This window comes from Marinobacter alexandrii (genome assembly GCF_005871205.1).
Classification (GTDB): Bacteria; Pseudomonadota; Gammaproteobacteria; order Pseudomonadales; family Oleiphilaceae; genus Marinobacter; species Marinobacter alexandrii.
Genome location: NZ_SWKM01000014.1, coordinates 224,503 through 248,824, shown reverse-complemented (window position 1 = coordinate 248,824; position 24,322 = coordinate 224,503). Strand labels below are relative to the sequence as shown.

The window sequence follows — 24,322 nt, the reverse complement described above, 5'->3', positions numbered from 1 at the left end:
GTTACGCTTCAACCCAAACGAACTTGTTGCATGAAAGCGTATTCTCTCCGTCAAACCGATAAGCGCACAATTTTCCGCCGTGGTTGCCCGCAATGCTGTAATCCAGGCAGACAATATGATCGCTCAAAGGTTTAGGCTCGCCGCTCATCCAGTAATGACCAACAAACACCGGTTTTTCGCAGTCGTAACCCGGCAAAATATGGGAGGCCACAGGCTCGTGAGGGATCTTGTCGATGACGTTTGAGGACACCATGGCCAGATCACGGTAAGTTAATTCACCTTGCCGCCACCATTTCGCGCGAATATTAGTTCGTTTGTTTTTATCTTTATCGAAAAAATGATGATCGCCCGGCAGCGGAATTTCCAAACCTTTTAGCAGAGTCTCTATGGCCTCATAACCTTCTGTATTCTTTCGGGTTGTTTGCTCCCAGGCTTCCGGTAGCAGCTGATTTTTGGCATTTATGTATCTGGCTATGGCGGCTATCTGTTCCGGATGCCAGCAGGCATGCACCACTCGCAGATCCGGTAAATCCAAATAAACGGGCAAGGTTTTGAACCACTCGATCATGCTGTGGTGGAGTTCACTGCCTTCACCTACTTGTTCAAGAAAGGCTTGGTGCTGCCCGAGGTTTTTATCGGTATGGGGCCGGAGGAATTCGCCAGGGATTTGCGGGTCTTCCTTGGACCAGGCTACAGCATTAAATTCATGGTTGCCCATCACGGCCAAAGCCTTACCCTTATTCACCATGTTGCGGGCGATGGTGACGGTTTCCACCTGTTCCGGGCCGCGGTCGACAAAGTCCCCGAGAAAAATCACTTTGCGCTCGAAGTGCTGCCATATCCCGTCGATCTCACGATAATCCATTTTTTTGAGGAGATTTTTAAGTTCAGCTGCGTGGCCGTGGACATCGCCGATCAAGTCATACATCTAAATTGCTCCCTAGGCTATAACTACTGAGCGTCGCGAGTCGCTAGAGAGATAACATCTAGCTCACCTATGCCCTCGCCTGGATGGGCATGGGCCCTTCATGCTTTCCAATCACCTCACCATTCCGGCCAATGAGTAGGCTGCATCGTTTCTGTAGTAAAACCAATACTGCTTGATCTGACCCCAAGTGCCTATATAACCAGCGATTTCGTAGACATGTTCACGAGCACGACACTGCGCGCGACTCAGTTGCCTGTCAATAGAAATCCGGCAGAAGCCCTACAGATAATTCAGGCAGCATTAATGGTGGCAGACAGCCAGTTCCAATAAGGGCTAATTTTGGCGCTGGACGTTATTTATCCAGCTCAGTTGCGGTGATGGATTTCGCGGCCCGTGGGCACCATCGGGAGCTATTCCTTGTTCGTTTTAAGGAACTACGCCCCTATACCTTCAATGCCTGAATATCCAAAGGCGGCACACCCAGGTCCTGCCACTTCTCCGGATGGCAGGTGAACAGCAATATCTGATGCCGGCTGGCTGCATCGAACAGAATGCGTTTCATGTCTTCCAGGCGGTCGCTATCACTGTGCACCAGGGTGTCGTCCAATATCACCAACGTCGGCCTTCCTGCTTCCCGCAGCAGATCGGCATAGGCCAGGCGGCTGATGAGGCCCATCTGTTCCCGAGCGCCAAAACTCAGTTCAGTGATCTGCCCCAGTTCCGAACCCCGGCTGAAGGTGCCCGGGCGTAGCTGTTCGTCCACTTCCAACGACGCTTCCGGAAACAGCACTGAAAGGTAGTGGTTCAGGTGTTTCTGTAGAGGCGCTTGAAGTCGACGCGTCAGGGCCTGGCGCTTTTCGGTGAGCAGGGTCAGCAGCAGGTCCAGCGCCTGGGCGCGGCGATGCAGTTCTTGATAGCGGCGATTGCACTGATCGTACTCCGCCTCTTTCTCGTTGAGCTGTTCTTCCAGCCCTTCCGCGCCCCAGGCTTCCAGCCTGACTTTGATATCGCGGAGTTCGCGGCCCCGGTTCTCCTGGGTCTGGCGCAGCTGATTGACCGCATTCTGGTAGCGTTCGATATCCTGCCGGAGAAACTCCGGGCGGGCTTCGCGGATTTCCAGTTCGCGGCGCTCGAGGCTGTCTTCCAGTTCGGCCTGCTGTTTCTCGATGGTCGCCAGGTCGGTGGTTATCTGGCGCAGTTGTTGTTGCCTCTCCGGGCTCTTTTCTTCATCCGCCAGCCGCTGCCATTCGGTTTTGGCATTGTCACGGGCCTGTTTCAGGGCAGACAGACGGGACTGATGCGCGCGCTCATCGGATTCGGCTTTGTCCAGTGCGGTGCCAGCCCGGGTGAAGGCGGCCTCCGCTTCTTCCAGGGCAAGCACATCTTCTTCCGAATCCGGTTTGGGAGTGGCTTCCAGTTGTTTTTTGGCTTTCTCCAGCTCGCCCTCCGCCTCGCTCTGGTCGGAGACAAGTTGCTCAAGGCCTGCGGGCGCCAGAGATTTAAACAGCTCGTCGGCATGCTTCACGGCTCGTCCAGCACTTTCAAAGGCGGAAAGACGGTCCTCCGCCTGTTCCACGGATTCCACACCAAGAGTCTTCAGTTGTTCTTCCAGATCTTCCTCAAGGGCTTTAAGCTTCCTTCGCGTGCTGGCCAGCTCTTCCCCGCCCGGCGTTATGCCCAGGGTGCCAACACCCGGAATCACCAGGGTCGACTCTTCCAGAAGCTGCTGCTCACCTTGCCCGGTAAGCGATTCATCGTTCAGCGTCAGTGATGCGCCAGCATCCAGCTGCCAGTTCAATCGGGTGGCGATGGTCCGTGAGCGAATAGTCTCTTCGTTCAGCTGGTTCCCCGTTGCTCGCAGTTTCTTGACCAACTCTGAATCGATACGATTTTCCCTGGCCTGCTGCCTGGCTTGCTCAAGCTGCTGGTGGTATTCCTTTGCTTTGGCAAGGTTCTGGGTCAGCACCTGTTTTTGCTGTTCAAGCCGGCGGACATCCTGCTCTAGTCGCTCCCGGGTTTGCAGCAAACCCGCCAGTTTGCGTTGCTTTTCCGCCTGCTCATAGGCGGTTCTGGCTTCGGTTAAACGGCCTGTGACCGCAGGCGTTTGTGCTTCTGCCACCGAGAAGTCTCGCTCGGCACGATCCAGTTCTGCCTTTCGCCCCTCAATCTGGCGACTGAGCCCTTCCAGGTGTTCCTTGTTCTGCTGCAAAAGGCGGTGGTTTTGCTGCAGCTGGCTTAGAGTGGCTTTCTCCTGGTTCTGTTGTTGCTCCAGGCGCTCAACCTGCTGATAACGCACCCGGGCTTCCTCCAGCTGGCGCTGGGCGTCTTCCCATGGGCGCTCGGCCTCGGCCTGATCATAGTCCTGCGCCAGTTTGCCAAGCCGGTCGACCTGTTCCTGGTATTTATGCACCCGCTCCTTCAGCTCTTCAATTTCAAGTTCATATTGGGCGCGGTCTTTTTCCAGTTTCAGGTAATCGCCCCGGGGCTTGCCGGTTCCGGTCAGCAGGGTGTCCCGTTGGCTGCGAACCGTCTCGATCAGGTCATCGCCTCCGGAACTGGCCACCTCTCCCACCATGGAATTCAGGGCGGACTTCAGATGATCACCGGCATGCTCTATGGCCTGCTCGATGTCCTGCCCGGTGCCCTGTTCCACCCACAGCAGTCCCGGTATGCCCCAGTGTTCAGCTTTGCTGGCGCCACGTTTCGGGTACTGGTAGCCCAGCAATTCGGCCAGTTTTTCTTCGGCGTCGTCTTCGCTGTAGGTTTCGGTGCCGACAGCCAGGTCGCACCGTTTGCGCTGGAGAAAGCTTTTGATGAGGCGCCAGGTTCGGTCGTCCTGCTCAAACTCCAGCTCAATGGTGGGGGCCGCCGCGGAGTCACCCCACGGGCGTAAATCGTCTACGGCCGTGGAACGGTAGCGTTCGAAAAACGCGGCACGGATGGCACGCACCAGGGTGCTCTTGCCGGACTCATTGGGGCCATGAATCAGGTTGAGCCCGGGTTGCAGGTTGTCCAGAACGAAGGGTTTGCGGAACTGGCGCAGCTGTTCAATGCGCATACGCTGCAGCTTCATTGCCCCACCTCCTGTTCCCGCTCCCTGAGCAGACCCGCCAGGATAGCCAGAGCATCCCGGGCGACATCGTCCTGCGCCCCTTCTTGCCGCTCCCGCAGGCTTTCGACCACCTCGCCCACGTAGCCATCCGCTTTCAGGGCCGCGATGTCTTCATCAGTCGGCGCAAGCTGAAGCCCGCTCCGTTCGCAGCGAAGGCTGCGGAATCGCGCTTCGGCAACCGACAAAGCCTTTAGCAGGGTTTCTTCGCCGGTCAGGGTCACCGAACCGTCAAGGCGCAGATCAACAACGGCGGATTCGGGCAAGGCATTCAAACGCTCCAGTAGTTGCTCAAGATCGGACTGGACCGCCAGGGTTTCCCGCCACTGGTGCCACTGATACCGCCCCGTTGGGAGTGAGGTTACTTTCGGGGTTGCCCCGGGCGCAGCAGCTTCAACGATCAGGGCATTCCCCGCCTCGTTGTTCCGGAACCGTTCCGGCTCGGGGGTTCCACTGTACCAGGTGCGTTCATCGATCTGTTTGGTGCCGTGCCAGTCGCCCAGGGCGAGATAGTCCAGCCTGCTGGCTTCCGCCCGGTCCGGTGCAATGGGGTTGGTGGAATCAATCTCGTCCGGTAACAGGCCCTGTACACTGCCATGGGCCAGACCAACTCTGAGAAAACCTTCAGGTGTTTCGTAGCCGCCGAACGGCTCGGTCAGATCCCCATAAGTGTGGCGCTGAGTCAGCGGCGCGCAGAGTATGCTGAGGTTCTGAGGTTCCAGATCGATAACGCCGGGCTGAAGCGCCAGATGCACATTCTCCGGCACTGCACCCAGGCGTTGCGCTCTTGTCCACACGCTCTCTGCCAGGGCGGCGTCGTGGTTGCCTGGCAGCATGACCCAGGGGCCGGTGAAACCTTTTGTGGCGTTGAACACCCTGCGAATGGTTCGGTCGGAGACCGTTTGCGCATCAAACACGTCACCCGCTACCAATACCGCATCGCACTGGTGTTCATTGGCCAGTTGGGCAAGCGTTTCAATAACCTCAAACCGGGCCTCGACCAGGGCTGCACCGTCTTCGGTCTCGAAACGGGTAAAGGCCCGGCCCATCTGCCAGTCTGCAGTATGCAAAAACTTTGGCATTTTATGTACCTGAAAGATCTCGGAATTTTGGCGTTATTCTAGACTACCCGCGCCTGTTTTACAGACGCGGTGCGACGATGAAGGTCGTCTTGGAGGAGTTTGTTTGCTTCAGAAGCTACGCCGGGCTCAGCCTGCAGGCTGCATACTTGAACTCCGGGATCTTTCCGAACGGGTCCAGTGCCGGATTGGTGAGTAAGTTCGCCGCTGCCTCAACAAAGGCGAAGGGGACGAACACCATGCCCTCCGGCATGGTCTGATCGGCCCGCGCCGTCAGGGTGATGGTGCCGCGCCGGGTGGTAATTTGAATGTCATTACCCGAGGTCACGCCCATGCGATCCAGCTCCGCTGGTGCCAGATAGGCTGCGGCTTCGGGCTCCCGCTCGTCCAGCACCAGGCTTCGACGGGTCATGGCACCGGTGTGCCAGTGTTCAAGCAAACGCCCCGTGGTCAGCACGATGGGATAGGCCTCATCCACTGGCTCGTCCGGGGGCAACGGCCGAGTTGGCGAGAATCTGGCTCGGCCTCCAGCGCGAGGGAAGGCATCGGAGAAGACAACGTCCTGGCCCGGGGCGTCGTCGGCGCGGCATGGGTAGGTCACGGAACCTTCGCGCTCCAGGCGGGACCAGGTTATATGATCGAGGGAGTGCATGCCCTGCTTCATCTCGGCAAACACCTGCTCAGGCCCGGCGTAGTTCCAGGCCAGTCCAAAACGCCGGGCAATTTCCTGAATGATCCACCAATCGGGCTTGGCCTCCCCCGGCGGGGACAACGCGGCACGGCCCATTTGCACCTGGCGGTTGGTGTTGGTGACGGTGCCGGACTTTTCCGACCAGGCGGCGGCAGGCAGGATAACGTCGGCGAACTGGGCGGTCTCTGTGACAAACAGGTCCTGAACCACCAAGTGTTCCAGGGCGGCGAGCGCGGCCCGGGCGTGGGTTAGATCCGGATCGGACATCGCTGGGTTTTCGCCAAGGATGTACATGCCCTTGATCGTACCCGCCACGATAGCGTCCATAATCTCCACAACGGTGAGCCCCGGCTCAGGGTCAAGCGCGGTATCCCAGAGTTCTTCAAAGGCGGCGCGAAGTTGGGCATCCCCCACCGGTTGGTAGTCGGGCAATACCATAGGGATCAGGCCGGCGTCTGAGGCGCCCTGGACGTTATTCTGACCACGCAACGGATGTAGGCCAGTGCCGGGCCGCCCCGTGTGACCGCATGTCAGTGCCAGTGAAATCAGGCAGCGGGCGTTGTCGGTGCCATGCACGTGCTGGGAAATGCCCATGCCCCAGAAGATCATCGCTCTGTCGGCCCCCGCATAGGCACGGGCCACGTCGCGAATGGTCTCTGGTTCAACGCCGCAGAGCGGGCTCATCACCTCCGGCGACATATCCGCAACATTGGCTGCCAGTGCCTCGAAACCTTCGGTATGAGCATCAATGTAGGCCTGGTCAAAAAGTGCCTCATCAATGATCACATTGAGCATGGCGTTGAATAACGCCACGTCGCCACCCGGCGAGAAACGCAGGCTGCGCCAGGCATAGGCATCCAACGCCTGGCCCCGGGGATCGATGATGATCAGCTTGGTACCATTTCGTGCCGCCTGCTTGAAGTAGGTGGCGGCCACCGGGTGGTTCACGGCCGGGTTGCAGCCGATGAGGATGACCACATCTGCCTGAAGCGCCTGCATGAAGGAGGCGGTAACTGCGCCAGAGCCCAGGCACTCCATCAGCGCTGCCACAGAGCTGGCGTGGCATAGCCGTGTGCAGTGGTCAACGTGATTAGAGCCGAAACCGGTGCGCACGAGCTTCTGAAACAGCCAGGCCTCTTCGTTGGAGCATTTGGCACTGCCGAAGCCGGCGAGCGCACTCGGGCCGTTCAGAGCTTTGAGTCGGGTTAATCCGGTTGCCGCAAGCTCCAGTGCCTCTTCCCAACTTGCCTCGCGAAAATGGGTTAAGGGGGAAGCCGGATCAAAATTGGGGTCCAAGCTCTTGGGTACGCCCTCCCGGCGGATCAGCGGCCGGGTAAGCCGTGCCGGGTGCGCGGGGTAATCGAAGCCGAAACGCCCCTTTACACAAAGCCGGCCCTGATTTGAGGGGCCGTCTCTACCTTCAACAAAAAGGATACGCCCCCGCTGCTCGCCTGCCCCTGCTTTGGCGTGGGAAGGCTCGTCTTTCACGTGATAGGTCAGCTGGCAGCCCACCCCGCAATAGGGGCAAACGGAGTCAACGGTGCGATCGGCCATGGCGGAGTCTCCGCGACCTTGGCCATCAATCACGGTGGCGGGCATCAATGCCCCGGTCGGGCAGGCCTGCACGCATTCGCCGCAGGCAACGCAGGTGCTTTCTCCCATGGGGTCATCGAAATCGAACACGACCTTGGACGCTGCACCACGGTGCGCCAGGCCAATGACGTCGTTGCCCTGCACTTCGCGGCAGGCGCGCTCGCATAAGCCGCAGGTGATGCAGGCGTCGAGATTGACGCTCATTGCGGAATGAGATCTGTCATGACCCCAGGCATGGGCCAGTGCATCCGATCGAGGCGCGACATGGTGAACCGTGGGCTCGTTGCGCTCAGAACGAGCGGGGAGCCGCTGGCGCACGCTGCTTACATCGATAGCCAGTTCGTCTGCCAACTTCCACAGGTGGCTAGCACGATCGGGGCTTTCTGCCCGCTCGGGCTGGTCGGCCAACAGCAATTCCAACACGCTTCTGCGGGCTTCCTGAACACGGACTGAACCTGCACTGCGTACCACCATGCCGGGAGCCGCCTCGCGAATACAGCTTGCTGCGAGCACTCGCTCGCCTTCTACTTCCACCATGCAGGCCCGGCAATTGCCATCAGCCCGGTAACCCGGAGTGTCTTTGAAGCACAGGTGAGGAATGGTCTCGCCGGCGCGCTTGGCGACCTGCCACAGGGTTTCGCCCCGGTGTGCCTGAACCTCAACGCCGTCCAGCGTCAGGGTAAACCTTGTGCTCTCATCGCTCATGGCTGCCCCCTACTCCTACCCTTTGGCGATCAGGTTGCGGCTGGCGAGTTCGCTGCGGAAGTCTCGCAGCAGACTCAACACCGGATTGGGTGCGGCCTGACCAAGACCGCAGATGGAAGCATCGGCCATCACTCTAGCCAGTTGCTGGAGCGTCTGCTCATCCCAGGTATCCCATTCCAGCAAGGTAAGCATTTTCTCGGTGCCCACACGACAAGGCGTGCACTGGCCGCACGACTCATCCGCGAAGAAGCCCAAAAGGTTTGAGGCCGCGGCGGCCAAATCGTCCTGATCAGACAGAACGATAACCGCGGCAGAACCGATGAAGCAGCCGTGCTCTTGGAGAGTGTCGAAATCCAGTGGTATGTCGGCTTTGCTGGCCGGCAGTATGCCGCCCGAAGCCCCGCCGGGCAGATAGGCCAGCAGGCGATGCCCTTCCGCCATGCCGCCGCAGTATTCCTCAATCAACTCATTGAGGGTGATACCCGCAGGCGCAACATGAACACCGGGCCGTGCGACCCGCCCGGAGACCGAGAAGCTCCGAAGACCGCGACGGCCGTGCCGCCCCTGACCGGCGAACCACTCGGCGCCCTGGGCGTGGATGCGTGGAATCCAGTACACCGTCTCGACGTTATTGACCAGGGTGGGCTGACCGAACAGCCCTTTCTGGGCAACGAAGGGTGGGCGAAGGCGCGGCTTGCCGGGCTTGCCCTCCAGGGACTCGATAAGAGCGGACTCCTCACCGCAGATGTAGGCGCCCGCGCCACGGCGCAGGATTACGAAGCCCTGCTCGACGATGGCGGCTGATTCCAGCTCGGCAATGGCCTCTCTCAGCACACGATGCAGGCCGGGATACTCGTCTCGCAGATAAATGTATAGGGCCTTGGCCTCAACCGCCCAGGCGCTAACCAACGCACCCTCGAGGAATACGTGGGGTTCACGTTCCAGGTAATAGCGATCTTTGAACGTTCCTGGCTCCCCCTCGTCGGCATTGATCACCGCGTAGCGTGGGCCCGGCTCGGCCAGCACGGCCTGCCATTTTCGGAAGGTGGGGAACCCGGCGCCGCCGAGGCCGCGCAGGCCCGCATGCTCGAGTTCCTTCGCTAGCGATTCAATGCTCACCCGGCTTTCACGGAAATCTGCCAGTAATTGATAACCACCGGCCGAACGATACTCCGAAAGACGCTGCCAGGAGGCCTCCTCTGGCTGCACCTGCCCCTGCTCTACCGCCGCCTCAACATTCCGGGTGTTGGCATTCAATACATGATGATGCCCCACGGATACCACGGGCGCCGTGTCGCAGCGCCCCATGCAGGGCGCGCGCAGCACCCTCACCGCTTCGGGATCAGCTCCATCAGCCAGCGCTTGATGCAGCGCCACCGCACCTGCCAAACGACAGGAAAGCGAGTCACACACCCGGAGAGTTAGCTTGGGTGGTGGAGTTTGTTCATCGTGAATTACGTCGAAATGGGCGTAGAAAGTGGCCGTTTCATAAATGGCGGCCATGGGAAGATTCATGAAAGCGGCCAGCGCCCGCAGACGAGGCATGGAGAGGTAACCATAGACATCCTGCAGTGCATGCAGGTGCTCGATCAGGCGATCACGGCGGCGCAGTGTCGAATCGATGCGTTCGTCACCGATCAGGTTTCGCAGCTCCGACAGTATGGCCGGTTCCAGTTGACGGCCACGCGCTGAGGCGCGCCGGGATTTGACCTTCTTAACGTCTGTTCTCATTGTTTTTAACCAGGCCCCGAAGCACGAAAGACAGCCTTGTTGGCTGGCCTGACTATTTACAATTCATTGAAGCATATCAGGGTGTGTTGGCGCCAGATGATCGTAAATGGTTTGAACAGGGCGACGCCGCTGATTTAAAACCATCAGCGTGCGAGAAACAGAAAAACGTAGGAGAAACAGGGGTAAAAATGGAGGCGCGGGTCGGAATCGAACCGGCGTACACGGAGTTGCAGTCCGCTGCATAACCACTCTGCCACCGCGCCGGGTAAAAGTCCGTATAGGAGGAGGACTTTCATGCTCTCAGGTGGGCGTTGAGAGACTGTGTTGACTTTTCAACCAGTTGAACTGGAAAAATGGAGCGGGAAACGAGATTCGAACTCGCGACCCCAACCTTGGCAAGGTTGTGCTCTACCAACTGAGCTATTCCCGCTTGATCAACGAGGGCGTATTCTACGGATTCGTCGGATTGCGTCAACCTCTTTTTTCAACTTTTTGTTTTATAGGGATTTCTGGACAAATTTTAGCCGACCACGCTGTCAGAGTAGCCCGCTTCAGGCAGACCACATAGCAGCATGGTATACTGCAGCCAACTCAACGGGGTGCCCTTTTAAGCGCAGGGCTGAGACCAGACCCGCGGAACCTGATCCGGATTATGCCGGCGAAGGGATTGAGTGCTCACCTCGGTTGGTGGCCCGCGTCATGGTTGCTCCCCCAGATTTTTCGGAGGAATCTACAACCATGCACTTCCCTGCTGCACGCTTTCTGCTTGCCCTGCTTCTGCCGCTCGCGGCCACAGCGCAGACGGGCAGCGAACTGACTGTTTATACCTATCCGTCCTTTGCCTCTGACTGGGGGCCCGGCCCTGCAGTAAAAGAAGCGTTTGAGCAGCAGTGCAGCTGCCGGGTGAATTTCGTTGTTCTGGAAAGCAGTGGCGACATTCTCCAGCGGCTCCGCCTGGAAGGCGACAGCAGCGAGGCAGATGTGGTTCTGGGGCTGGATACCGGCACCATGGATACCGCACGACAAACCGGCTTGCTGACTACCCATCAAATTGATACAAGCTCCCTGGACCTGCCCATCACTTGGGCCGACAACCTATTCGTGCCCTTTGACTGGGGCTATTTTGCGTTCGTCTACGACACCGAGCAATTGCCCAATCCGCCCGTCAGCCTGGAAGCACTTATTGCTGCGCCAGATGACCTGAAGATCATAATCCAGGACCCCCGCACCAGCACCCCGGGGCTGGGACTGCTGTTGTGGCTGCGGCATGTCTACGGAGACCAGGCGCCGGCGAAATGGACACAGCTCAAGGACAAGATTCTGACCACCACCAAGAGCTGGAGCGATGGCTACTTTTCGCTGTTTATGAATGGCGAAGCACCGATGATCCTGTCTTACAGCACCTCACCCGCCTATCACATGGCGATCGACAAAACCGACCGGTATCAGGCGGCGAATTTTGCCGAGGGGCACTACCTGCAAGTGGAAGTAGCCGCTTTGGTAGGCTCCTCCGATCAGAAAGCGCTGGGCCGGGAATTTCTGCGGTTTATGCTGACTGACGGCTTCCAGCGTCACATTCCCCTAAAGAATGTGATGTATCCGGCCATCGACCTCGGACCTGAGTTGCCCGATGTCTTCAATAAACTGATCACTCCAAGCAAAACCCGCTACTTTAAGCCCGCCGAAGTGGCCGAGAATCGACGCGACTGGCTTGACGAATGGCTAAACGCCATGACTCGATAAACGGGTCGGTAGTTTATGCCTGAGGTTGTTCGCGCCCCCCTGAGTCACCCAGCCTGGCAGCACTGGCCAGGCAGCCTGTTGGCGGCGGCGATTATCCTGCTGGCAGTCTGCGGCGCCGGCGCCTTGTTCTGGCAGGCGCCGGCACTGGATATCGGCGATCTATGGGCCAGCCGTTATCTGCGCAGCGTGGTGCTGTTCACGCTCTGGCAAGCGTTCCTGTCGGTATCTCTCAGCGTCCTGCTCGCCCTTCCCATTGCCCGGGCACTGGACCGCCATCGGAACTTTGTCGGGCGCGGCCTGCTGTTAAGGCTGATGGAACTCAGCCTGGTGGTGCCCACCATCGTTGCCGTGTCTGGGCTGGTCAGCATGTATGGTCGGCAAGGGTGGCTGACCGTTGTCCTTCAAGAGTGGCTGCCGTTTCTGAGTTGGAATCTGTATGGTCTCAACGGAATTGTGCTGACCCATGTTTTCTTCAATGCACCTTTAGCTACACGCATTCTGCTGCAAGCGTTGGAAAGCGCCCCATCAACGCAGCGCCGCATTGCCAGCCAATTGGGACTTGGCTCGCTCTGGCTCTGGCGCAGCCTGGAGTGGCCCAGTATCCGGCCAGTTCTACCGGGGATCGTGGCCTTGGTGTTCACGCTCTGCTTCACCAGTTTTGCCATTGTCATGACTTTGGGTGGCGGGCCGGCAACTTCCACCATCGAAGTCGCTATTTACCAGGCGCTACGCTTCGAGTTTGACGCCGGCCGGGCGGCACTACTGGCACTGATACAGCTACTGATCTGCGGAACGCTCTGGTGGCTGGTGTTGCGCAAGGGCCTCAACACCGCCCTGGTCCCCGATCGACAACTCGTCATTAGCCATGCTCGCCCGGATGCGAAAGGTGTCAGGAAGCTGCTTGATAGCTTCCTGCTCGCGGCGTTTGTGCTGTTCCTGACCCTCCCTCTGCTGGCAGTGCTGGCCCGAGGCTTGCCAGGGCTGGCCGATGCGATGATGCCATCCGGCTTTGCAAATCAGGGCCTGCAACTTCTGCAGGCAACCGCGCTCAGCCTCGGCATTGCCCTGCCCGCCGGTGTGGTCTCAGTGGTAACGTCACTGCTGATCCTCGGGGTAAAACCGCGCAGCGCCAACACGCCTATTTCCCGGTTGCTTGAAACTTCAGCTTATTTACCGCTGATCATTCCTCCCCTGGTGCTGGCCACCGGTCTATTTCTGTTGCTGCGACCCAAACTCGGAATAGCCAGCGAAGGGCTGGCCTTAGTCGCTCTGATCAATGCCATGATGGCCCTGCCCTTTGTCATGCAGCTCTTACGCGGACCGCTCCGCAACCTGGACCCGGCGAGTACCCGCCTGGCAGACCAATTGGGCATCAGGGGCTGGTATCGCTGGCGCTGGTTACACTGGCCGAGACTCAGACGCCCCCTTGCCCTCGGCCTCGCCTACGGCACTGGTTTGTCGCTGGGCGATTTTGGCGTGATTGCGCTGTTTGGTTCGCCCAGCGCGCCGACACTTCCGGTGCTGCTGTACCAGCAACTGGGAAGCTATCAAATCAACGCAGCGGCAGGCACCGGGCTCTGGTTAATGGTGGTGCTGCTGGCCTTATTTGGCCTGTTCAACCTGATTGGGAAACCATCCACAAAGTCACAGCGGCTTCACAGCCCAAAGCCAATTCAGCTGGAGACGTCGGATGCTTGAAGTTCGCAACTTGACCTACACTTACCCGTCCAATGACCGTACATGGTGCTTTGATTTTCAGGTTTTTCGAGGCCAATGCATTGCGATCGATGGGCCCAGTGGGTCTGGCAAATCCACCCTGTTGGGATTGCTCGCCGGATTCCTTCGACCTACCGCTGGCACAATCACCTGGCAGGGACAAAACGTTGATCAGCTGGCTCCGTGGCAACGCCCCATGACCAGCGTGTTCCAGGAACACAATCTGTTTGAACACCTGGATGTGCAGACCAATATTGGTCTTGGCATTCACCCCGGCATGAAGCTGTCCCGCGAACAGAAGCAGTCTATACAAATGGGACTGGCGCGGGTTGGTCTCGCCGGGTATGGCGAGCGGATGCCATCGGCGCTGTCTGGCGGGCAACGCCAGCGGATCGCACTGCTGCGGGCACTTCTGCGCAACCAACCTTTGCTGCTACTTGATGAGCCCCTGACCGGGCTGGATCAGGATACCCGAAGTACCCTGCGGGCCATGCTGGTGGAACAAAAAGCCCAAGGCGTCACCATGGTTCTTGCTAGCCACGATGAAGAGGACCGGCAGGTGCTGGCGGATAGCCAGTGGAGCCTCTAAGCTAGTGATTAACCGCCAAAACAATCAATGGATTGTCGACCAACGTGACCAGCACCGCGAGCAAGAAAAAGTCGGTTTTCGCGGCAAGCGCTTCGTCGCCTGGCGAAGCGGTTGTCACCGACAATTCACTGCGGATCCGTGGCGACTGGACGCTGCAGAATTATCCGGTGCTTCAGCAAGCCGTTGCTGCTGCGTCGACCCAGGCATTTGAGAGCGTAGATCTCTCGGGTCTGGAGCGCCTGGATACCGCGGGAGCGTCTCAGCTGATAGCACTGCTCGGCCCTGAGCGCCTGCATTCCCTGGCGTCGGCACCGGATGCATTACCAGCCGAACGATCGGCACTGCTCTGCGCCGTGTGCGACGCCGTGATGAATCGCCCCGAGCCAGAATTGCCCGCCATCCCCGTGATCACCCGATTCCTGGCCGAAACCGGTCAGCGGACTGACGGCATCTATCAATTACTCAAGGCGCTCAACGGCTTCATCGGGCAAACCCTGGCCGTCCTGTTTTCAGTACTTCTGCGGCCATGGCGATGGCGTGTCACGCCCTTCATCGCGGCAGTTCAGGAAACCGGCTTGAACGCGCTGCCCATCGTCGCACTGCTCACCTTCCTGGTAGGTGCCGTGGTCGCCTTTCTTGGAGCAACGGTGCTTGAGAGCTTCGGCGCAACTATTTATACCGTCAACCTGGTGGCGTTTTCCTTCCTGCGGGAGTTTGGCGTGTTACTCGCCGCTATCCTGTTGGCCGGCCGCACCGCCAGTGCGTTCACCGCACACATTGGTGCGATGAAGGTTAACCAGGAACTGGATGCCATCCGGACTCTCGGCCTGAACCCCATTGAACTACTGGTCATCCCGCGGGTATTGGCGATGATGGTCAGCCTGCCCATCCTCGCGTTTGTCGGCATGATTGCCGGTATGGCGGGCGGCGCCACGGTGTGCGCCCTGGTGTTGGACATCTACCCGCCGCAGTTCATAGCGATTGTCGAGCGGAGCGTGGAGCTCAGGCACTATCTGGTTGGGCTTTCCAAGGCGCCGATATTTGCCTTTCTGATCGCGGTGATCGGCTGCCTTGAGGGCTTCAAGGTCAGCGGCAGTGCGCAATCGGTTGGCGAGCACACCACCTCCAGCGTGGTTCAATCGATCTTCATGGTGATACTGATTGATTCGATCGCCGCCATGTTCTTCATGGAAATGGGGTGGTAGGCCATGTCTAAACACCATCAGCTTGCGCCCCACCCTGACCTCCAGAGCCAGACCGTGATTCAGGTTCGCGAGCTCTGCAACCGGTTTGGCAGTCAGGTTGTCCATGAACACCTGGACCTCGATGTAATAAACGGTGAAATTCTTGGCGTGGTCGGCGGATCCGGTACTGGGAAAACAGTGTTGCTGCGAAGCATTGTCGGCCTGAACCGTCCAACCGCCGGTCATATTCGGGTGTTTGGCGAAGATCTCCAGGAGCTCTCGGCGGGTGACCGCTCGCTAATTGAGCAGCGGCTTGGCGTGTTGTTTCAGGGCGGTGCCCTATTCACGTCATTGAACTTGCAGGAAAACGTGGCGGTGCCTCTTATTGAACACGCCGGATTGAGCAGGCCAGACGCAGAGCACCTGGCCCGGCTAAAACTGGCCTTGACCGGATTACCGCCAGAAGCGGCACTGAAATACCCGGCAGAGCTGTCGGGTGGCATGGTCAAACGGGCAGCCCTGGCGCGGGCACTGGCTTTGGATCCAGAAATTCTATTCCTGGATGAGCCAACCGCGGGCCTGGACCCCATTGGTGCGGCTGCGTTTGATCGACTGATCCTGACCTTGCGGGACGCACTGGGCTTTACGGTGTTTCTGGTCACCCACGATCTGGACACACTTTATGCCACCTGCGATCGCATCGCGGTGCTGGCAGACAAACGCGTTCTGGTTGCCGACCGGCTGGAGCGCGTAGCCACCATCGACGACCCCTGGATTCAGGATTACTTCAACGGCCCGCGTGGGCGCGCAGCGAGCAGCGCCAGCGGGGCGAACACACCGAGGCCACAGGAGTAGTCACCATGGAACCGAAGGCCCATCACGTTATTATCGGCCTATTTACACTTCTGGCATTTGTAGCGGCACTGCTGTTTGCTCTGTGGCTCGCGAAATCGACTGCTGATCGGGATTGGTCGTACTTTCAGATCGGATTCAATCAACCGGTCAGCGGCCTTTCAAAGGGCAATCCGGTGCTGTACAGCGGCGTGCAGATTGGCGATGTGGTGGACTTGAAGCTGAACCCCCTAGACCCCAGCCAGGTGCGCGTCCTGATTCGAGTCGATCAGGACATTCCGATTCGGGAAAACACCCAGGCTTCCCTCGTGCTTGCCAACATCACCGGCAGCATGAGCGTGCAGTTCAGTGGCGGCAGCCCGGACAGCCCGGAGCTGATCGGTGATATCAATGACCCGCCCCTTATCATCGCAAAGCCGTCCGCGTTCGACAGTCTGCTGGCCAATGGTCAGAGCCTGCTGAAAAAAGCCGAGGCGCTTCTCGTTGATGCCAACAAGATGTTCTCGGACAGGAACATAGAGAATCTGACCGCCGTACTCGACAACACCCGGGAAGTATCCGATGCCCTGCTGGACCAGCGCGGCCGGCTGAACGACTTGCTCACCCGACTCGATTCCGCCAGCCAGCGGGCCGGTGAAGCGGCAGTGAAGGTCTCCAAGGTATCCGACAACACCAATGCCCTCTTGCAGAACGAGGGTCGTGCGGTATTGGCCTCCCTGAACGCGGCGCTGAAAACCATTGAGACAACGTCGACACGCATTGACCAGCTGACCCAGAACAATCAGGGCGCTATTGAAGCAGGCCTGCAGGGGATGGGCGACCTTTCACCGGCGTTACGGGAGTTGCGCAGTACCTTGCGTAATCTCAATCAGCTCACCCGCAGACTGGGTGAGGACCCGACACGTGCCATCTGGGGTGGCGAGACAATACAGGAGCTATCACAGTGAGCTTGAGGCGAGCGGCCTACGTGGCCACCACGGTGTTTCTGGGTACGATCACGGGGTGCACAGTGTTTCCAAACCTGGAGCCGCCCCGGGTCATGGATTTTGCGGCGCCCTCCTCGGACATTCGCGCAGATCAAACACGCCCGCTGAGTTTACGGGTGGATACGCCCTACGCCTCTGATCCACTGGGCACCAACCGGATTCTGGCCAAACCCACGCCCCTGGAATTTCAGATATACCCGGCAGTGCGCTGGCGGGACACCGCGCCCGTGGTCATGCGCGATCTGCTCGTTGAGACGCTTCGGGAGAGTAACGGTTTTAGTTTGGTGATCAGCGACACCAATCCGGCCAATGCGGACTGGACCCTGGTGAGCGAATTGACCGCGTTTCACACCGAGTATCAGGCCGAGAACATTCAGGCTGTGATTGAATTGCATGGTCTGCTGGTGCACAACCAGAGTCGCAAGACCCTGTGCGCGAGCAGCTTTCAAGTGCAGGAGCGCTCAGAAAGCGTGGCCATTGAACAGGTCGTTGAGGCATTTAGCCGCGCCGGGCTGGAGCTGTCAGAGTCCGTCGTGCGCTGGGCTGGCAAGTGCCACCAACCCAACCCCTAGCCTGCCGAAAGTTATTTGGCGGGAAACAGATCGGCCCAGGCAGCCTTCAGGTAGAGACCCATGGACCAGAGCGTCAAGCCGGCGGCGATGTACAGCAGTGCGATCGCTACGTTCGACCCCAGCACGCCCGGGGGGAACGCCAATAATCCCACGATGGCCGCCATCTGGGCCGTGGTCTTGATCTTGCCGATGTAGGAAACGGCGACGCTGGCACGACTGCCCATTTCCGCCATCCATTCCCTCAGCGCGGAAATGACGATCTCACGACCAATAATAACGGTCGCCGGAATGGTCAGCAGAATCGCCGCGTGCTCTTCAATCAACACCGCCAGGGCGACTGCCACCATCAGTTTGTCCGCCACCGGATCCAGAAAGGCCCCGAACGGCGTGCTCTGGTCCAGTTTGCGGGCCAGGTATCCATCCAGCCAGTCGGTCACCCCTGCCAAAGCGAAAATGCCGGCGCTTACCAGGTAACTCCACTCCACCGGCAAATAAAAGATCACCACAAACACCGGGATCATGATGATGCGTGAGAGCGTGAGTATGTTGGGTAAATTCATGCTGTCCTTACTCGTCGTGCAATGCTGCGTAGATGTTTTCCGCCAATGACTTGCTGATGCCCGTAACCTTGGTCATCTCATCCACACTGGCTTTGCGGATTCCCTGTATCCCGCCAAAATAGCGAATCAAATCGCGACGGCGCTTGGGGCCCACCCCTTCAATGCCTTCAAGGGTGGACTGCCGGCGTTTTTTATCCCGGCGTGCCCGGTGGCCGGAAATGGCGAACCGGTGCGATTCATCCCGGATGTGCTGAATCAGATGCAAAGCCGGCGAATCCGCCGGTATCCGGAATACATCGCCGGTCATGGCGTCGATCAACTGCTCCATACCCGCCCTACGGGTCACACCCTTGGCGACACCAATCAGCGGAATTTCGGAGATTTCCAGCTCGTCAAAGACCTCTCGCGCAATGTTCAACTGGCCCTTGCCACCGTCGATGAAGACCAGATCGGGACGCTTGCCCTCGCCGGCCACCATACGCTTATAGCGCCGGGTTAACACCTGGCGCATGGCGGCATAATCATCGCCACCGGTTACGCCCTCGATGTTATAAAGTCGATAGTCGCTTTTCAGCGGGCCATTCTCGTCGAAAACCACGCAGGATGCGACGGTATTTTCGCCGTGGCTGTGGCTGATGTCGAAACACTCCATCCGGGAGGGCGTTTCCGACAGCTCCAGCGTATCGCGCAAGGCCAACAACCTGCGGTATACGGTTTCCTTGCTGGCCAAGTGCGTCAGCAGGGTCTGGTGGGCGTTGGTCATTGCCAGTTCCAACCAGCGACGGCGCTCGCCGCGGACATTACCGCGAATCCGGGTTTCCCGGTTGGCCGCTTTGGTCAGCGCTTCCGCCAATAACTCCTGGCCATCGACATCCACCGGCACCAGTACATCCCGGGGAATTTCCCGGCGAGTGTTACCACCAAAATAATACTGGCCAAGAAAGGCGCTAAGCAATTCGCCTTCGGTTTGTTCAATAGAGTAACGGGGAAAATAATCCTTGGTTCCCAATACCCGGCCACCGCGCACAATGATTACCACAATACAGACGATGCCAGCGTCTTGGGCAATGGCGATCACATCGGCATCGCCGCCCTCGCCGTCTACCGATTGTTGCTCCTGCACATGCCGGAGGTGATTGATCTGGTCCCGGTAGGCCGCCGCCTTTTCGAAATCGAGGCTTTTGGACGCGGCCTCCATGGCATTCATCAGATCCTGGATGATCTCCGGGTTCTTGCCCTCCAGAAACATGCTGGCGTGACGGATGTCTTCGCGGTAATCCTCGGGGCTTATGTACTCCACACAGGGGGCGGTACACCGATTGATCTGATACTGCAGGCACGGACGGGTTCTGTTTTTAAAATAGCTTTCACTACATGACCTTATGCGGAAAACCTTCTGCAACACATTAAGACTTTCCTTGACTGCTCCGGAGCTTGGAAACGGCCCGAACCAGGTGCCACCACCCTTTTTTGTGCGCCCACGCCGAAAGGTCAGCGATGGATAATCGCTGTGGGACGAAAGGTAAATATAGGGGTAGGACTTATCGTCCCGCAGCAGGATGTTATAGGGAGGCCGCAGGGATTTGATCAGGTTCTGCTCAAGCAGCAGCGCCTCGGTTTCACTACCGGTGATGGTCACTTCAATGGAGGCAATCTTGCCCACTAGCGCTTCAGTCTTGGGCGCCAGACCGGTTTTTCGGAAGTAGCTGCTGACCCGGTTTTTGAGGTTGCGAGCCTTACCGACATACAGGACGTTGCCGCCCTCATCGAACATTCGATAGACGCCGGGCCGTTCCGTGAGCTGTTTCAGGAAGTTCTTACTGTCGAACTCCGCTGGTTGAGTGGCGGGGTCAGACCTTGTCTGCATCAAGTAGCCCAAGCCGGACGGCCATCAAGGCCAGTTCAACATCACTGGAGATTTCGAGCTTTTCGAAGATTCGGTAGCGGTAACTGTTCACCGTCTTCGGGCTCAGACACAGCTTGTCGGAAATGTCCTGCACTTTCTGGCAATCAACCACCATCATGGCAATTTGCATTTCCCGCTCGGACAACCGCTCGAACAGCGACAGCTCGCCGTCGTCTCCGTGGTCGCCGCTCATCTGCTTGAGAGCCATCTTTTGGGCAATTTCCGGGCTGATGTAGCGTTGCCCCGAATGGGCCATGCGAATAGCCCGGACCATTTCTTTGATATCGGCGCCCTTGGTGATGTAGGCCGAGGCCCCGCTCTGCATGACTCGGGTGGGATACGGATCGTCGGCACAGGCAGTGACAACGATGACACGAATGGAATCATCAATCCGAAGGATACGGCGGGTAGCCTCAAGCCCGCCAATGCCAGGCATCCTGATGTCCATCAGAACGATGTCTGGCCGCGTCTGGCGAACGAATTCTATGGCGTCCTCGCCCGAGGATGCCTTTCCGATAACGTCCAGGTCGGGGTTATCAGCCAGCATGCGGGTAATACCCGAGCGCACCAACTCATGGTCATCGACAACCAATACCCTGATCAAAATTCACCTCGCACACGGACTACGGGACACTGCAGAATTGTACTGACTACCTTACCACCGTAATAGGGCCAAAATCCTGAATTGCCGCAAATTATCAAGCCGGAGCACCTAAGCCCGCTGTGTTTTCGACCGGATCAAACCAAACCACAAGATCGCCGCGCTTGACCGCAGCCGCAACCTTATCACGCTCAGCCAATGGGCTCTCGGTCTCGTTCAGCCCATGGTAGCGGGTGCAATACTCCTCCACTAACCCATTCAACTGGTCTTGAGTCAGCAACTCGGTTTCAACTACAAACTTTTCTTCCCGGGGGTCGGGCTGGGCCTGGTTAGCGGCATCGTCGGTCGCTGCATCTTCGGTCATAGATCCTCCCTTATGACCGACATGGTAAGGATTATGGCGGTGCGCGAGAAGTCCTAATCAGAAATTGAGGGCGCCAACGGATCAGGCAGCGTCGGACGCAGTCCGGAAATGCGCGATCAATTGGCGCATGGAGAGGGATTCCTGACGCAGTGCCTCACTGATGGAGCGGGTATTTTCAACACTTTCGATAAGAAAATCGGCGCTTTCGTCCAAGACAGCGGATCGACGCCCCACCCGGCCAATTTCGTCGTGCTGGGTGGTGATGGCAGCGGTGATCTCTGCACTATGCTCCTCAAGCCGGACAAACCGATCACCCAGGCCTTCGAGGTGTCCCCGCAGGGCAACCAGATGCTCGCGGTTCTGGCTGCCAGCCTCGCCCATCTCACCGAGTAAGCCGTCTACGCCGCTCACACCTGACACCAGATCCTGAACCCACTGCGAGATATTCTGGGTCGATTCAGAGGTGCGCAAAGAGAGCGTGCGCACTTCATCCGCCACCACCGCGAATCCGCGACCATGCTCACCCGCTCGTGCTGCTTCGATCGCCGCATTAAGCGCCAGCAGATTGGTTTGCTCCGCAATCTCGGCAATCACACCGATCACCTGCTCAATTTTTCCGGTTGATTCATTCAGCGCATGAATGGAGGCCGACACACGGGATATCACTTCTACGGTGTTCTCTGCGGCTTTTTCGCTGGTTACCAGACGCTCCTGCACCCCTGCGTTGGCAGCAACGGCCTCTCTAACAGTTTCTGCGGAGGCGTTCGTGGCGTGATCGATCGCTGAGGCCTGATCGGCAATGGCCGCCATGGACTGGCTGACATCCTGGATCTGCTGCCTGGTTTTCTCTGAGGCCTGCTGTAACGATTCTGCCCCATGATCCAGGGTACTGGAGCGCTCATTCAACCCACCGGCCGCGCCGCGAACGTCGCCAATGAATTGCTCAAAACGACTCACCAGGGCGCCCAATGCACGGCTGACGCCAGCCACCTCATCCTTGCCGTTCAGCACCGGGACTCGAGTCAGGTCGCTGTGCTCTTCCATGGCCTCCAGTTCCCGGGCAATCCGCCGCAGCCTCTGGATTACAGACACTCGCAGCCATAGGGTCATCAGAATCACCAATGCTAAGAAGCCGACCGAGCCGGCCACCAGGAAGGTTTGCTGATCGGACAGAAACGCCAGCAATTCGTCGGCGCCGTTTTTAACCGATTCGCGACTGGTCACCTGGCGTTCGTTGATGGCCGCCAGCATAGGCTCAAGCGCGGGGAACAGATCGAAGTCCACCACCTGACCGACCCGGTAATAGCTTTTCTGCTCTATACCCGCGCTCATGGCGGCCATCAGCGCCTGAACCCGCTCGAAATCCGCGGCATGGCTCTCAGCCCAGTTTTGCAAACCGGTGTTGGCCTGTACCGCCTCCCAGTGTTCCGGTAGCGCCAGTTCCAGGTTCGCAAAAGCCGGCTGGATCTCATCCCACAACAGGAGCTGGGCTTTCACTTTATAGGCCAGATCCTGGAGCTTACGGTGAGACTGCTCCAGGTCTGCAAGCAGCCAGGTTTCTTCAAGGTTGGTCCGAATCAGTGCATCCGAGGCCTCTTCGGCCTTTAGAATGATGGTCCAGGACAGAGCGGCCAACCCGGCCAGAGCAAAGACACAAAGAAAGGCAAAACAGAATATACGGGCGCGAACAGTGCCTAACATGACGACTCCATCTACAGACTAATACCTGCAGAATAAGACGACACTGTGACGCTTTTATGTCAAACAGACGTTTGACGGTTGTTCTGGCACGGCAATCAAGCCCGGAATCGCTTCAAAAACAGGGGCTAATTGCCTATTATCGCGGCTTTCAGACAGACTGGATGCTAATGAATCACTCCGTTTTCCGACTGACTTTACCCATCCTCTTCGGCTACCTGCCTCTGGGCATGGCGTTCGGCGTGCTGTTTGCGACGCAGCTGGACTACGCCTGGTGGGTTGCGCCGTTGATGGGCGTGGTAATTTTCGCCGGCGCGGGACAGATCCTCGCGGTAAGCCTTCTGGCAGCCAACGCCGGAATGGTTGAGGTGTTTGTCGCGATGTTTGTGCTGAACGCCCGCCATCTGTTTTATGGCCTGTCGCTGCTTGGCCAGTTTCGAGGCGCCGGCTGGCGTAAGGTGTACCTGATCTTTGGCCTCACTGACGAAACCTACTCGCTGCTGACCAGCCGACCACGAGGGCCAGACCGGGCCTACGAGCAAACTGTTGATTTTCGGATTACTGCGTTTAATCAGGGCTACTGGGTCATCGGATGCGCGCTGGGTGCCTTGCTAGCAGATAACGTGGCGTTCAATAGCACCGGCATCGAGTTTGCCCTGGTGGCACTGTTTATCGTCCTGACCATTGAGCAGCTCAAGGCGCTCGGAGACAGTTTTCCGGTTTGGCTGGGAGCGGCTGCCGCAGGCGCAGCCATGATTGCCCTGCCCCCGGCTCATCAACTTATCGGGGCCATAGCCATCGTTACCGCAATTCTGCTGCTGCACTATCGGCGAATTCGGGGAAAGCAATCATCGGAAGGAGAAGTGAATCGTGGCTGAAACGACTTATCTAGCCGCCTTCATTGCCGTTGCTGCGATCGCGACCTTCGCAACACGCGTCATCCCGTTTCTGTTTTTCGAGCGGCACACTGAGCACCCACTGATTCAACACCTGGGGCGTTACCTGCCCGCTGCGGTGATGGCCCTGCTGGCAACCGTGTTTCTTCAGCGTTCTGGCACCTGGAGCGCTGACCTGCCGGGTTTCGACGCCCTCATCCCTGGCTTGCTGGTGGTCGCCGTACACCTCTGGCGGCGCAATGCCCTGCTGTCCATTGCCGCGGGCACCGCCAGCTACATGGTTATTCAACAAACCGGCGTATTTTGACGTCAGCCAGGGTTTTCCAGGTTGGCAACCAGTCGGGAATCCTGAACGGCGGCAGTCCGGTGTTTAACCACACCCTTGTATTCCGGGCTTTCAATCATTGCCATGAAGGCATCAATAGACGGGTATCGGACTAGCAGGACCTGGTCCCAGGATTCTTCCGGTGGTGCTATGAGGGAGCCAACACTGTTGCCAGACCAGATTACCTCGGCACCCACGGCACTGACGCAGGCCCCCGCCTCTTCCATGTAGAGCTTGTAGGCTTCGCGGCCTGACCGCTCCATGGCTTCATCGGGGTAGCTGGCCCGGTCACGGAATCTCAGTAGGTTCAGCATGACCACCGGCTGATCCTTTGGCGTATCCGCCAGGACTTTCTGTAATTGCTCTGGGGTCGGATTGACGGCTTCCATCCTGATCCTCTTCTTCTGCGGCGATTGGCGCCCACTATAGCCCAGCCCGCTGCCTCCAAGGCAAGGCTTTTCGACCGCTTTTGCTCATAACGCCGGTTATCCGTC

General features: G+C 58.4%; 20 protein-coding genes, 2 tRNA genes and 1 riboswitch. Of the genes, 9 read left to right on the top strand and 13 right to left on the bottom strand.

All coding sequences use genetic code 11. From position 1 onward, the window contains the following. Position 1: 1 nt before the first annotated feature. The 7 genes from FCS96_RS15080 to FCS96_RS15050 all read right to left on the bottom strand — a co-directional run bounded on the left by FCS96_RS15080 (position 2) and on the right by FCS96_RS15050 (position 10,266). Entirely contained in the window at positions 2–928 is a 927-nt protein-coding gene (locus FCS96_RS15080; protein WP_138441205.1) for a metallophosphoesterase, read from the bottom strand. 442 nt (positions 929–1,370) lie between these two features. After that, on the bottom strand, positions 1,371–4,001 hold the full coding sequence (locus tag FCS96_RS15075) for an AAA family ATPase (RefSeq protein ID WP_138441204.1): 2,631 nt from the start codon (positions 3,999–4,001) through the stop codon (positions 1,371–1,373). After that, on the bottom strand, positions 3,998–5,119 hold the full coding sequence (locus FCS96_RS15070) for a metallophosphoesterase family protein (RefSeq protein ID WP_138441203.1): 1,122 nt from the start codon (positions 5,117–5,119) through the stop codon (positions 3,998–4,000). Before FCS96_RS15070 ends, FCS96_RS15075 begins: the two co-directional genes overlap by 4 nt. 115 nt (positions 5,120–5,234) lie before the next feature. After that, entirely contained in the window at positions 5,235–8,105 is a 2,871-nt protein-coding gene (gene fdhF, locus FCS96_RS15065; protein WP_138441202.1) for a formate dehydrogenase subunit alpha, read from the bottom strand. 15 nt (positions 8,106–8,120) lie between these two features. Beyond that, the gene (locus FCS96_RS15060; protein ID WP_138441201.1) at positions 8,121–9,836 is read right to left on the bottom strand and encodes an NADH-ubiquinone oxidoreductase-F iron-sulfur binding region domain-containing protein; all 1,716 of its coding nucleotides are present in this window, start codon (positions 9,834–9,836) and stop codon (positions 8,121–8,123) included. 189 nt (positions 9,837–10,025) lie between these two features. Continuing rightward, positions 10,026–10,099 (bottom strand) — tRNA-Cys (locus FCS96_RS15055). 91 nt (positions 10,100–10,190) lie between these two features. Beyond that, a tRNA-Gly gene (locus FCS96_RS15050) sits at positions 10,191–10,266 on the bottom strand. A gap of 155 nt (positions 10,267–10,421) precedes the next feature. Continuing rightward, a riboswitch (TPP riboswitch) is annotated at positions 10,422–10,520 on the top strand. Positions 10,521–10,574: 54 nt separating this feature from the next. On the opposite strand from FCS96_RS15050, the gene thiB reads away from it, so the two are divergent. The 7 genes from thiB to FCS96_RS15015 are packed head-to-tail and all read left to right on the top strand — an operon-like array spanning position 10,575 to position 17,478. After that, complete coding sequence (thiB, locus tag FCS96_RS15045; RefSeq protein WP_171040804.1) at positions 10,575–11,579, top strand: thiamine ABC transporter substrate binding subunit; 1,005 nt, start codon at positions 10,575–10,577, stop codon at positions 11,577–11,579. A 15-nt stretch (positions 11,580–11,594) separates the two neighbouring features. Further along, positions 11,595–13,277 (top strand): thiamine/thiamine pyrophosphate ABC transporter permease, encoded by a 1,683-nt coding sequence (gene thiP, locus FCS96_RS15040; protein WP_138441199.1) that lies wholly within the window; start codon positions 11,595–11,597, stop codon positions 13,275–13,277. Beyond that, positions 13,270–13,884, top strand: a complete 615-nt coding sequence (locus FCS96_RS15035; RefSeq protein ID WP_138441198.1) for an ATP-binding cassette domain-containing protein — start codon at positions 13,270–13,272, stop codon at positions 13,882–13,884. Before thiP ends, FCS96_RS15035 begins: the two co-directional genes overlap by 8 nt. Positions 13,885–13,928: 44 nt before the next feature. Next, the gene (locus FCS96_RS15030; RefSeq protein WP_138441197.1) at positions 13,929–15,089 is read left to right on the top strand and encodes an ABC transporter permease; all 1,161 of its coding nucleotides are present in this window, start codon (positions 13,929–13,931) and stop codon (positions 15,087–15,089) included. 3 nt (positions 15,090–15,092) lie between these two features. Beyond that, positions 15,093–15,923, top strand: coding sequence for an ABC transporter ATP-binding protein (locus tag FCS96_RS15025; protein WP_138441196.1), 831 nt, complete (start codon positions 15,093–15,095; stop codon positions 15,921–15,923). A gap of 5 nt (positions 15,924–15,928) precedes the next feature. Further along, positions 15,929–16,867 (top strand): MlaD family protein, encoded by a 939-nt coding sequence (locus FCS96_RS15020; protein ID WP_138441195.1) that lies wholly within the window; start codon positions 15,929–15,931, stop codon positions 16,865–16,867. Beyond that, a complete protein-coding gene (locus FCS96_RS15015; RefSeq protein WP_138441194.1) occupies positions 16,864–17,478 on the top strand; it encodes an ABC-type transport auxiliary lipoprotein family protein in 615 nt (204 codons plus the stop codon). Before FCS96_RS15020 ends, FCS96_RS15015 begins: the two co-directional genes overlap by 4 nt. An 11-nt stretch (positions 17,479–17,489) precedes the next feature. Here FCS96_RS15015 and pgsA read toward each other — a convergent pair whose 3' ends face one another. From pgsA to FCS96_RS14990, 5 genes are all read right to left on the bottom strand, one after another. Next, a complete protein-coding gene (gene pgsA / locus FCS96_RS15010) occupies positions 17,490–18,038 on the bottom strand; it encodes a CDP-diacylglycerol--glycerol-3-phosphate 3-phosphatidyltransferase (RefSeq protein WP_138441193.1) in 549 nt (182 codons plus the stop codon). Between the two features lie 7 nt (positions 18,039–18,045). Continuing rightward, positions 18,046–19,905: an excinuclease ABC subunit UvrC gene (gene uvrC / locus FCS96_RS15005; protein WP_138441192.1), complete on the bottom strand. Its 1,860-nt coding sequence runs from the start codon at positions 19,903–19,905 to the stop codon at positions 18,046–18,048. Beyond that, positions 19,889–20,548 (bottom strand): UvrY/SirA/GacA family response regulator transcription factor, encoded by a 660-nt coding sequence (gene uvrY, locus FCS96_RS15000; RefSeq protein WP_138441191.1) that lies wholly within the window; start codon positions 20,546–20,548, stop codon positions 19,889–19,891. The genes uvrC and uvrY overlap by 17 nt, the downstream gene beginning before the upstream one ends. Positions 20,549–20,642: 94 nt before the next feature. Beyond that, complete coding sequence (locus FCS96_RS14995) at positions 20,643–20,909, bottom strand: YheU family protein (protein ID WP_138441190.1); 267 nt, start codon at positions 20,907–20,909, stop codon at positions 20,643–20,645. An 81-nt stretch (positions 20,910–20,990) separates the two neighbouring features. Beyond that, on the bottom strand, positions 20,991–22,610 hold the full coding sequence (locus FCS96_RS14990) for a methyl-accepting chemotaxis protein (RefSeq protein ID WP_138441189.1): 1,620 nt from the start codon (positions 22,608–22,610) through the stop codon (positions 20,991–20,993). Between the two features lie 167 nt (positions 22,611–22,777). On the opposite strand from FCS96_RS14990, the gene FCS96_RS14985 reads away from it, so the two are divergent. Both FCS96_RS14985 and FCS96_RS14980 read left to right on the top strand, forming a co-directional pair. Beyond that, positions 22,778–23,485, top strand: a complete 708-nt coding sequence (locus FCS96_RS14985; protein ID WP_138441188.1) for an AzlC family ABC transporter permease — start codon at positions 22,778–22,780, stop codon at positions 23,483–23,485. Continuing rightward, on the top strand, positions 23,478–23,810 hold the full coding sequence (locus FCS96_RS14980; RefSeq protein ID WP_138441187.1) for a branched-chain amino acid transporter permease: 333 nt from the start codon (positions 23,478–23,480) through the stop codon (positions 23,808–23,810). The genes FCS96_RS14985 and FCS96_RS14980 overlap by 8 nt, the downstream gene beginning before the upstream one ends. 2 nt (positions 23,811–23,812) lie before the next feature. Here FCS96_RS14980 and FCS96_RS14975 read toward each other — a convergent pair whose 3' ends face one another. After that, complete coding sequence (locus FCS96_RS14975; protein WP_138441186.1) at positions 23,813–24,217, bottom strand: DUF1330 domain-containing protein; 405 nt, start codon at positions 24,215–24,217, stop codon at positions 23,813–23,815. Positions 24,218–24,322 lie beyond the last annotated feature (105 nt).